Genomic DNA, 10,897 nt, shown 5'->3' on the forward strand with positions numbered 1-10,897 from the left:
CGTCAAGTTGAGATTTCTTTGGGTTAGGGATTTGAGTTCGACGACTTCTCGAATTTTGATATTCTGTATCGGTCGAGGCAATCAAGCTCGGTTTTAGCTTCGGCCTTTCAGACCTTCTGGTTAGCCGTGCATTTTCTGACTTGAGTAACTGACACTCATCATAATAACGTTGTGCCATCTCTTGCAAAACTTCGATTATATTAAACAGGCGATGTTCCAACCAACTGCTACCATATCGAGGGGCTAAATCATGGGGAATACTTATCTTGCCATCTTTCAGAAAGACTAATTTTCGACTATCTGTATTACCATCAGTTAAATAACTCATGCTTTTTATTATGCCATTAACTGAATCTTTTAAATGTGATCGATTTTCGCCAATTAAATTGATCTTTTTCTGATTTTCTTGTGATCGATTGCTTACATAATGCCCCCGCTTTTTGAGCAATTACCCTTGTTACTTTATTGCCCCCAAAAACAAATCAATGTATCAAGTTAACCAATTGGCCGAGGTTTGTTTAATTAGCGATACCCTCGTTCAACAGGTTGTAGCCAAGGCAAATAACCACAAAACAAAAGAACAAAAATTATTGATGCAGCAAGATTTGAGTCGTCAAGATCAATATTGTGGCTATTTTTGGCCTAAAGAATCAGGTTGGTATCATATCACTGCAAAAGATCGGGAGTTTCAAAGTTGGATTTATGTTGAAGAGCAGGCAAGTTGGCCTGCTATTCAACAGCAAGAAAAAATTCGAGCGACTTTAGCTAAGCAAGCATCTTATATTCCTGAGTAACCAACACAGGTTTTCCCCACTTATAAGCCGATTAGCTCCTGGTATTTCTGGTGGTTATTTGTAATCAGTGCTTCTTTCTTGTGGTTAGAAAGAAAGTTTGATTGAGTTTTGTACAGTTGTTTGAAGGCAATTTTGCTTTCTTATCAGCTAATTTGTTGGTTATTGGTTGATACTGTCGTTAGTTTTTCATCAGAAGATATAAAAATGTTGATTTATATCTGGAGTCATATTTCTTAGTCAGAATGCTAAGTTGTGTCCATTTTAGCTCGATTTTTAGCCAAATTTCTTAAGTTTGTCCAAATAGTGTTAAAGATTGTCCGAATATTGATATAATAAAGCCATGTTTCGCCTCATAATCTGAGACAGTCAGTTGTTACCATACATGACTTTCAGCAATCAGATAAATACTATTTTCAGTTGTACTGAGTAGTTTTGTGTGAATAGAAGATAACATTAGGATGGATATTACATGAGGAGAAAATAATGCGTTATTTAACTTTAATGGCTTTTTGTATAGTTTGCAGTTTAGCTTTCAATGTTAAAGCTGAGCACAAATGGACCGGTGCTAAAAAAATTAAATCGGTTCAAATTGTTGAGCATGGTGGAATAATTATTTACTTTGATTCTGAAGTGAATCCTGTTTGTACTAATGCAACAACTTCTTCTATTTATGTATATAAAGATGAAGCTGGTATGACTGCTGATGGCGTAAAAGCTTTTTTATCAGCGTCATTAACTGCTTTGTCAACAGGTATGACTGTTAATGCTATGTATGACGATTCTACATCACTTTGTTGGGGCAGATATTTGGTTATTAGTAAATAAGTATGTTTAAAAGGCTAAGTAATGTAAGTTCGCCACAGAAGTTTTTAGTTGCAAATGAGACCCAACAAACGATGGTTAGGTTGTTTGATATATATGCTGAATTGATGCTGAGCTTATTGATTGTTGTCAATGTCGTCTTATTGACTTTTAGTCATTCTAAGTAATTGTTCATTGTTTTAACAATAAAACTTCAAATTAGTGCCGAAGCTAGTAGAATGCCGAACTGTAATTTTTGCGGCAAGCGCCATTAATTTGAAAATAGTAAGAAAGAGTAGTAGAGAGTATTAGTAAAAAAATAGCTGGTCGTTTGGGGCTAGCGTTGTTGTAAAAGTGAGGAGGTTAATTGTAGCGGCTCTGTGGGTTAGAAAATACCAGCAACGCCATTTGCTGTTTTTTAGCTTCAATTAGCAATCAAGTTTGATTTGATTGAAAAATAATCAAGTATGAAAGGAATAGGTGTGGGAATGAGGCATTTTAGTTGGTTTTTTCTTGGTGTTATTGTTGTTTGTTTAGGGTTGGGTAATAGTGAGAAAGCACTTGCCTATGGGCCAAATGATTATTTTGTCGTAGCGAATGGTAGCTTTAATGTTAATTTGGAGCAAAGCACCGGTACTGCTAATCAATGTTTAATTTCTAGAAATAGCCCCAAAAATACTTGTACGGTAGTATTTAGTTGGCAGATTGTTTCTACCGATCAATATTCTGGGACTCCAGATACAAGTCGAACTATTGTTGTTGATGGTTTGAATATTGGTAATGCGACTCGCTCAGGAGTTGGCAGTCATTCTGTTAGTGTAGAGCTACCGACAGGCACATGGAACTACCGATTAGATAACACCAAGAATTTTGGCACACATTCCGGCACTATAACTGTCGTTTATCCTGAATACCAACCACCGTTTGATTCTAATAGCACCACCCACAACTTCATTGAAGGCGATTTTGATGGAAATGGTGATATGGACACCTACCATCAACCCAAAAGTAAAGGTGTTGAAGGTGGTATTTTACCGACAGTATTAACTAACGAAATTAATGCGAATCTGCATAAAAGTTGGACTACATCCCATCCAGACATTCCCAATATTTTAGATTGGAGTGCAGAAAGTTACGCTGCCTTTGCTGCTAATTTAAATACCAGTCCGGGTGATGAAATGCTTTTATTGGGTGGCAAGGAAATCATTTTATTACATGGTGACATTGTTACTCCCATTGTTTTATATAACGATGTACGCAACGCTATTATTTCCTGGGATGCTAATGGTATAGCTTCCTATTCAACCTTTGATTTTGATGCCGATCCTGAACAGTATAAAGTGTATTTTGGTGATTTTAATGGGGATGGACTCAAAGAAATCATTCTCCAAGGAAAATCAAAAGGTTCTTCATTAACTATTTTAAATGGAAATGGCAGTGTTAGGCAAACACTACATAATGGTTATAAAGGTTTAGATTGGTCTGCTGCTGCTTATGATTTAGTGATTGATGATATTAATGCGGATGGTCTTGATGATATTCAAATGATTAGCAAAGTAGCAGGTGTGCCTGATAATTTTGCTTATAGCAATGTTGGTGGATTAATTGATCATGTCGATACTGCTTATCATCGCTCTGAAGACCCCAAAACTGCAACTTTAGTTGGTACAACCGGTGGTGAGTTCAATGTCAATGAATCAGGTGCCGCTACTTACACAATACCTTTAACTACACCACAAGGCACCGCTGGGGTAGCTCCTCAAATTTCTCTTAATTATTCTAGTCAAAGTGGTAATGGTTCATTAGGAATTGGTTGGGGAATAAGTGGATTATCAGCTATTCATCGTTGTCCGCAAAACTATGAGCAAAACGATACAATAAAGGGAGTTACTAATACGGCTGCGGATAAATTTTGTATTAGTGGTCAGCAATTGTTCCAAAAAAAAACTAGTCAAACTTATGGTGGGAACAACGTTGAATATCAAACCGAACTATTTTCAAATAATACGATTACATCATTTGACACAGATAATAATGTCAGTAACGGACCAGAATATTTCACAGTAAAAACCCGTGATGGTGATATACATTACTATGGTAAGCATAACAGTGAGTCAACCAATGCTTTAGTCATTGCAAGTCACAATAGTGCTAATAACAGTTGGTTGCTTGAGCGAACGGTAGATTTAGCCGGTAACTATATTCAATATCAATATGCTAAGTCTTCAAATGGAAGCGAGCACTATATTGATAAGATATCTTATGGTGGAAACTCTTTATATAACTTTGCCCATTATAATTCGATTGATTTTATTTACGCTAAAGAGCTGAACTCACAATTTGAACGAAGTGATCAAACTCATGGATATCATGCTGGCTCTAAAGTATCCATGACTCAACTACTAAAACAGATCAAAGTTTATAGTGATAATAATCATGTTAAAACTTATCAAATCTATCATCAGGTTTCTAAGTTAGGCGAGTTTAATCAAGTCAAGGCTATTCAAGAATGTACCTATCTAGGAAATTGTTACAGCCCAGTGACTTTTAATTGGAGTGACGTTGCTAGTGATAGTTATACACAAAGTTCACATACTTTTTATCAGGTGCCGGATGCTGGGTTTGTTAAAGCTATAGATATAGATGGCGATGGTAGGAGTAATTTATTAGTCTGGAAAAATAATAAACTTTATCGTTCGTCTGGCTATGGTACGGAATTCAATACTTACGAAGATATGTCTGCTGCCGAGTTTTTATCAATTAAACCGATTGATCTGGATGCGGACGGAAAGATGGATATTGTTCGTAAGAAAGGAAGTGCTTGGGCCGGTTTAATTTATAATAAAAATAGTGGTCGATTTGCTTCGACTAACTTGAGTATACCTGGAACCATAGAATCCGATGAACTTTTTGTAGTTGATTTAGATGGTGATGGTAGACAGGATTTATTAGATTTAGGCTCGCAAACTTGGCATCGTCAAGAGAAAAAAGTAACCAGTACCGAACACTGTAATTTTGATGGTTGTACAACTATAGTTAATACTGATTATTTTTCTGAAGATCATTTTGTTTCATTTTCAAGTGGCACACCAGCTAGTGGTGGTATGAATATTGTCGTTCTTAGGAATATCAGTGAGGGAACTCGTTTCAGTGATTTTAATGGTGACGGTGTAACGGATCTGATAATCGAAAGCAATAATGTTGTTTGGGAAGATCGTGATACTACAAGCAGCTCAGGTGTATTTGCCTACACTTTCAATAAGGACTCAAAGCAATTTGAGCCTTATGGAAAACTAGGGACTAGCTTAATAAAAAGTGTTACTCCTTTCGATATTAATCGCGATGGACTGACAGATGTTCTTTATGTACTTAATGGAAAATGGTATTACCGACTCAATCATGGAGGGGAACAAGGATTAGGTGCGGAAACATACACCGGTATTGTTGCTGCGACTGATGAGAGTGATAATAATCGAGCGGTGATTCTTGATTATGATGGAGATGGTCAAGCAGAATTTTGGGCTTACAAAGAGAGTCCTTATTTAGGTTATTATGTATATGCTTTCGACGGAAACTCTTTTAAATATATTAAAAGAATTTCAGGGTTCGAAACAGATCCTGTTAATGTCTACATGGATATTAAAGGTAATGGAAATTTTGATCTATTATCACGTGGTATCAATGGTTCGTCCTGGAAAAAGTGGGAAGCACCTGAGTCAAATAGTGCAAATACCAAAAAAGCTAATTTAATAACCAGCATTACCACTGGATATGGTGTGACCACTAATATCGTTTATAAGCCCTTAACCAATACGCTGGTTTATTCTAACTCTGCAACTAAACCAGACTTTCCTGCAATACAAATAACCACGCCAATGTCAGTGGTTGCTAAAGTTGAAAGTGAGACGGCGACTTATGACTCAAATAGTAATGAGCAAACAGTGTCTGTCTCTTACAAATATGAAGATTTTCAGGCGCACTTAACTGGTCGTGGCATATTAGGTTTCAAAAAATTAACCACAACTGACGAACAGTCCGGCATTATTACAACCACCGAATATCGTCAGGATTTTCCTTTTATCGGTTCTCCTAAAAAAACGACTCGAAAGCTATCGAATGGTACAGTGATTAGCGAAGCCGTTAATCATTGGGAGCAGACAACAAAACAAGGTCTCATTTTTCCTTATTTAGCTAAATCAGTTGAAAAAAATTGGTCGTTAAGCTCGGATGGCACGCCTAGTAATTTGCTGGATAACCCAAGAGAGTTTATTAATCAGATTATTACTACTAATGTTGAATATGATGATTATGGTAATCTAACTAAATCAGAGATTTTAAATACTAACAGTCAGGCTGAGAATGGTAGCGGTGGTTCTCAGTGGTTTGAAACTAAAACCGTCTCTGATTTTGGCTCAACAACCTGGGAGCAAAAATATGCCCGCTTAAAAAGCGTGACTGTTACAAAAACACGCAGTGATGTGTCTGGTTCTGTTATTGATAGTAGCCAGTTTGAATATTTTGCAGAAGCCGCATCTCACGATGGCGCACAGTTTAGCGGTTATCCGGGCATGCTCAAAAGTGAAGTGAGTTTTCCTGGAAATAATAAACAACTCAAGAAAATTTACGCTTACGATAAGTTTGGTAATAAAACTAAAACGATCAATGAAGCTAAAGCACGTAATGCCAAAACACTGGCATTTGATGCTGCGGTTAGTCAACGTTCGACCATTACCTCTTTTGATTCAAAAGGGCGTTTTGTAACCAGTATCAAAAATGATTTAGGCCATGAAGAAATTTATACCTATGATGCACGTTTTGGCGGTGTATTAACCCAAACAGGTCCAAATGGTTTATCGACTCACTTTAAGTACGATGAAACGGGTATGAAGTATGAGAGCAAAGCGGTTAACGGTACTTACTCTCGAAGTTATCTTTATTTATGTGGCATTGGTGGTGCAAGTTGTCCTGACAGCGCAGAATATTATAGCGAAACAAAAGCGTATGATACTGCTGGCAATATGATGAGTGGTTACGCCCGAGAGTTCTTCAATAAACTGGGTCAAAAAGTGGTGTCAACCAAACAGACTTTTGGTAACAAAGAACTCGTTACTCGAATTGAATATGATAAATTTGCTCGTGTGAAAAAAGGTTATCACCCCATGTTTGGTAATGTTGATAGTGTGTCACTCCACTACACTGAAGCCAAATATGATGCTTTAGGTCGGGTTTATCAAGAAACGGCACCTGGCAGTCGAGTAACCACTAAATCTTATAATGGTTTAACCACTGTGACTACCAATGCGATTGGTCAAACTGTTAGTGAAACCAAAAATATCAATGGTGACTTATTATCAGTGACTAACAACGCTGGCAAAACCATGACCTACACTTATGATGGTCGCGGCCAGTTTATTCAACTGAAAGACAGTTTGAATAATGTGATTATTAATACCATTGATGCAGTCGGTCATAAAACCCAAACCAATGATCCTGATAAAGGTATTTGGACGTACAGCTATAATGGTTTTGGTGAACTGATCCGTCAACAAGATGCCCGTGGTGTTGTGATTATACAGCACTATGATCAACTCGGTCGAATGATTAAACGAGTTGATAACGCAGCGGTGACAAATGCCAATGGAACTGCACATGCGAGTGTGTCAGGTATCGATGTACAAACCACTTGTTGGCAATATGATACTGCTGCACTAGGTAACACAGGGAACTCTGTTAAAGGTGCGCTACATAGTGTGAGTTTGTACCAAGGCGAGATTGATTGCGCTAATCCCGGAACAGCAATAGCCTTACAACAAAAAATTAGCGGTTATGATCATTTAGCACGAGCAGAAACCTCAACACAAAAACTGAAAACTGAAAATAGTAATGTGATTGAAACTTATCTGGTGATGAATAGTTATGATAATGATACTGGACGTATTGACTTTACTATTTTACCGGAAGAGGTTTCCGTTAAAAATCATTATGATGATTACGGTAATCTAATCAAAGTGACTGATGCGGCTGATACCACTAAGGTTTATCAAAACATTAATGATATTGATAAGTTTGGTAACATTGTTGATCAAACCATTGGTTATGGTAGTGGTGCTGTGTCGTCCAATCGCTCTTATAACGCTACGACGGGTTATTTGGAGTCAATTATTGTTGGGCCAAACTCCAATCAGTTAGTTAATTTTAGCCAAGGCTTTGACAAAATTGGTAATGTGATTTCTCGAACCGATCATATAGCAAATCGTAATGAAGTATTTGGTTACGCTGAAAGTTCACAAACTAATTTATTGAATCGTCTAACCAGTTTTACGGTGAATAATACTACGACTAAAACTTATAGTTATGATGAATTAGGTCGAATGAAATCCAAGTCGGATATGGGAGATGATTACCGTTATGCTGAAGGCGGTGCCGGTTTACATGCGGTATCCAGTATTTACAACAATAGTGTGAAGAAACGTAGTTTCACCTATGATGCAAGCGGTAATTTAATCAATGATGTTGATTTGGCGAACAGTGCTAATAATCGTGAAATTCGTTATGCGGCATTTGAAAAGCTTGTTTATATTAAGAAAGGTTCAAGCAATGCTAATGAAATTTCTTTCCGCTATGGAACTGGTAGAGAGCGATACCGAAGAATCGACAATGTTTATGAGAATGGTCAACCGATTACTGTTGAAACCACTTATTTAGGCAGCTATGAAAAGGTAGTGCATACCGGTGGTGCAAAAAATGGTGATGTTGAACATAAGTATTATATTGCGGGCGTTGCGCTTAGGATTGATACGGATAAAGCCGATGGTTCGAGTCAGTCGAAAACGAGGTATATGCATAAAGATCATTTGGGATCGGTAATAGCCATTTCAGATGAAAGTGGTAATGCGGTTAAACGTTTCCGTTATGATCCTTTTGGTAAGCAATATGAAGTAGCTAGTCTTTCACCATTTAGCGAATCTGCTGTGATGAGTAAATTAGCCATTACTGATCTTGGATTTACCGGCCATGAAATGCTGAGTAGTGTGGATATTATTCACATGAATGGTCGAATTTATGATGCCAATATTGGACGTTTTTTGCAGGCCGATGCTTATATTCAGGCACCTAAGAATATGCAGAATATGGATCGGTATTCTTATGTGTTGAATAATCCGTTGAGTTATACGGATCCGAGTGGGCACTTTTTTAAGAATTTAAATAAATTTTGGAAACAAGCTCTTGCTGTCGTTGCCACTGTTGTTATTGCTGTTGTTCTTGGGCCTTGGGCTGCACAGGGATTTTGGAATGCTGTAGCTGTAGGGGCATTAGCTGGTGCTGCTAATGGAGCAATAATGACCGGAACGTTGCGTGGAGCAGTAACGGGGGCAGTTGCTGGAGGAATAAGTGGTGGAGTATTTTATGGTATTGGTACTGCATTTAAAAACTGTCAAAGTTGTCTGGCAAAAGCCGGCGAAGGTGCTATGGGAACGAGCTTTACATCAAGGGCATTTACTGGAAAAGTTGCAGCACATGCTATAACTGGCGGTATAATGAGTAAACTCCAAGGAGGTAAGTTTGGTTATGGGTTTGCGTCAGCCGGTGTGACTCAAGCATTTAGTGGAGTAATTGATGGGGTAGATCAAGGTAACTCTTTTAGTATACAAAGAATTTCTGCAGCAGCATTGCTAGGAGGAACTGCATCTTCATTGAGTGGAGGAAAGTTCGTAAATGGAGCTGTAACAGCTGCTTTTTCTAGAGCGTTTAATGATGAGTTTCATCACATTCCATTGAGTGAGCATGAAGAGTCTTATCCATTTGGTGTTGATGAGGAATATATTTTTGATTCAAAAATGTCTGATGATACTTGGGAGTTAAAGCAAATTAGTCTAGGTAAATTTAGGTGGGCTATTGGTAGGGAGGGAGAAGATAAAGTTTGGGACTGGTTAGAGCATGAGTTAGGGCATGAAGTGTATAGAGATGAAATTAGAGTTTTTCGTGGAAATAAATTGAGAAAATATGACGGAGCATTTCGGCCTGCCGGAGGAGGTGATGATGACTGGATTTTACTAGAAATTAAGACAAATACTTCTCCTCTTATAAAAAGCCAAATTCAATTTGACCAGCTAACAGTAACTAGCGGATTTGATTTGGTACAAAGAGGCCCGCATTTATATACAAGAAACAAATATGAAGTAATGCTAGTTAGAGCACTATTACCACCACAAGGAGATTAAGTATGTGCATAAATGAATTGATCTACTCAAATATGTCGAAATATCATTTCATAAAAAAGGCAGATTTTGGTGAGATAAATAGTAGTAGTGTTAATGTGATTGTGGGAGAAAGATTGCTTTCAAATAAATTTTCTTTAATTACTTATTATTATTTAGATAATGAGAAAATAATAACCTATGGCGGAGGTTTTTTGCAGCGAGAAGTCGCCGTACTTATGGAAGAATTTTTTAATGATTTAGAGGGAGGAGAAGTGGATGAGTTAGGAGAGAGTGTGTCCATAGAAAACGAAAACTTATATAGGTGGCTTGTTTTTAACTTTGATTATGCACAGAAAATGGCAAGAAGTAGCAAAAAAAATAAAGCTAATGATATAATTGATTGGGGGAATGCAATAGTAAAGAATATGCTAGATAAAAAAGACTACTTTATAAAGCTTGATATCTTAGAGTTAAACTATGAAAAAGAAAGCGACCATATTCCTCCAATTAATTTTCTTATTTACACGTTGATTTTTTATAGCGTTACTTCTACTTGCATAAATGAAAAGCTTACTGGAAAAGTATTCGAATTCGTAAATAAATATAAACTTAATAGTAATAAGAATAAAATAAAAATGTTAGCTTTCAGAGAATTCTCTATCAAAAAGAAATTGCAGTTAGATGCTGTTATCTTTGCTCTGCTAGATCGTATAAGTTGGAAAACTGAAAGGAGTATGTCATCACTTTTAGGAAAACAAAAATAGACAGAACAAAAATCATAATCACAGACAGTGAAAATAAAAGCACAATCAATGGGGCGCGAATTCATATAATAAGTGCAATTCCCAAGTTGCTAAAAAAGTGGTTACAATTATTTTGCGAATCAATGAACCCACTACAGAGGAATTGCCATGAAACACTATCATCACTTAACCAAAGAAGAAAGGTTTTATATCTGGAATGAACTAAGAAATGGGAGTACACAGAAAAAAGTGTAGTTTACTTTTTTACCATCATACTTCTTGCCAATTTCTTTATCATAAGATTGTGCAAGAATTAAACGACTTTACCCAATTAACATCGTCCGCTTTTTAGTGCTTG

General features: G+C 36.9%; 5 protein-coding genes. 4 read left to right on the forward strand and 1 reads right to left on the reverse strand.

The window, feature by feature from the left end; genetic code table 11:
- Window positions 1-328, reverse strand: a 328-nt coding sequence (locus ABVT42_RS21100) for a hypothetical protein (RefSeq protein WP_367024375.1), incomplete at its 3' end; no start/stop codon positions are given.
- A gap of 157 nt (window positions 329-485) precedes the next feature.
- Here ABVT42_RS21100 and ABVT42_RS21105 point away from each other — a divergent pair.
- From ABVT42_RS21105 to ABVT42_RS21120, 4 genes are all read left to right on the forward strand, one after another.
- A complete protein-coding gene (locus ABVT42_RS21105; RefSeq protein ID WP_353897928.1) occupies window positions 486-794 on the forward strand; it encodes a hypothetical protein in 309 nt (102 codons plus the stop codon).
- 483 nt (window positions 795-1,277) lie between these two features.
- A complete protein-coding gene (locus ABVT42_RS21110; RefSeq protein ID WP_353897929.1) occupies window positions 1,278-1,619 on the forward strand; it encodes a hypothetical protein in 342 nt (113 codons plus the stop codon).
- A 464-nt stretch (window positions 1,620-2,083) separates the two neighbouring features.
- Window positions 2,084-9,817 carry a SpvB/TcaC N-terminal domain-containing protein gene (locus tag ABVT42_RS21115; RefSeq protein WP_353897930.1) on the forward strand — a complete coding sequence of 2,578 codons (7,734 nt, stop codon included), beginning with the start codon at window positions 2,084-2,086 and terminating at the stop codon, window positions 9,815-9,817.
- Window positions 9,818-9,819: 2 nt separating this feature from the next.
- On the forward strand, window positions 9,820-10,560 hold the full coding sequence (locus tag ABVT42_RS21120; RefSeq protein ID WP_353897931.1) for a hypothetical protein: 741 nt from the start codon (window positions 9,820-9,822) through the stop codon (window positions 10,558-10,560).
- Window positions 10,561-10,897: the final 337 nt, after the last annotated feature.

Source organism: Aliikangiella maris (assembly GCF_040719265.1).
GTDB classification, from domain to species: domain Bacteria; phylum Pseudomonadota; class Gammaproteobacteria; order Enterobacterales; family Kangiellaceae; genus Aliikangiella; species Aliikangiella maris.

Coding starts and splice junctions, on each gene's coding strand:
- ABVT42_RS21105 (WP_353897928.1), top strand. CDS start 486: ATGTATCAAGTTAACCAATTGGCCGAGGTTTGTTTAATTAGCGATACC.
- ABVT42_RS21110 (WP_353897929.1), top strand. CDS start 1,278: ATGCGTTATTTAACTTTAATGGCTTTTTGTATAGTTTGCAGTTTAGCT.
- ABVT42_RS21115 (WP_353897930.1), top strand. CDS start 2,084: ATGAGGCATTTTAGTTGGTTTTTTCTTGGTGTTATTGTTGTTTGTTTA.
- ABVT42_RS21120 (WP_353897931.1), top strand. CDS start 9,820: ATGTGCATAAATGAATTGATCTACTCAAATATGTCGAAATATCATTTC.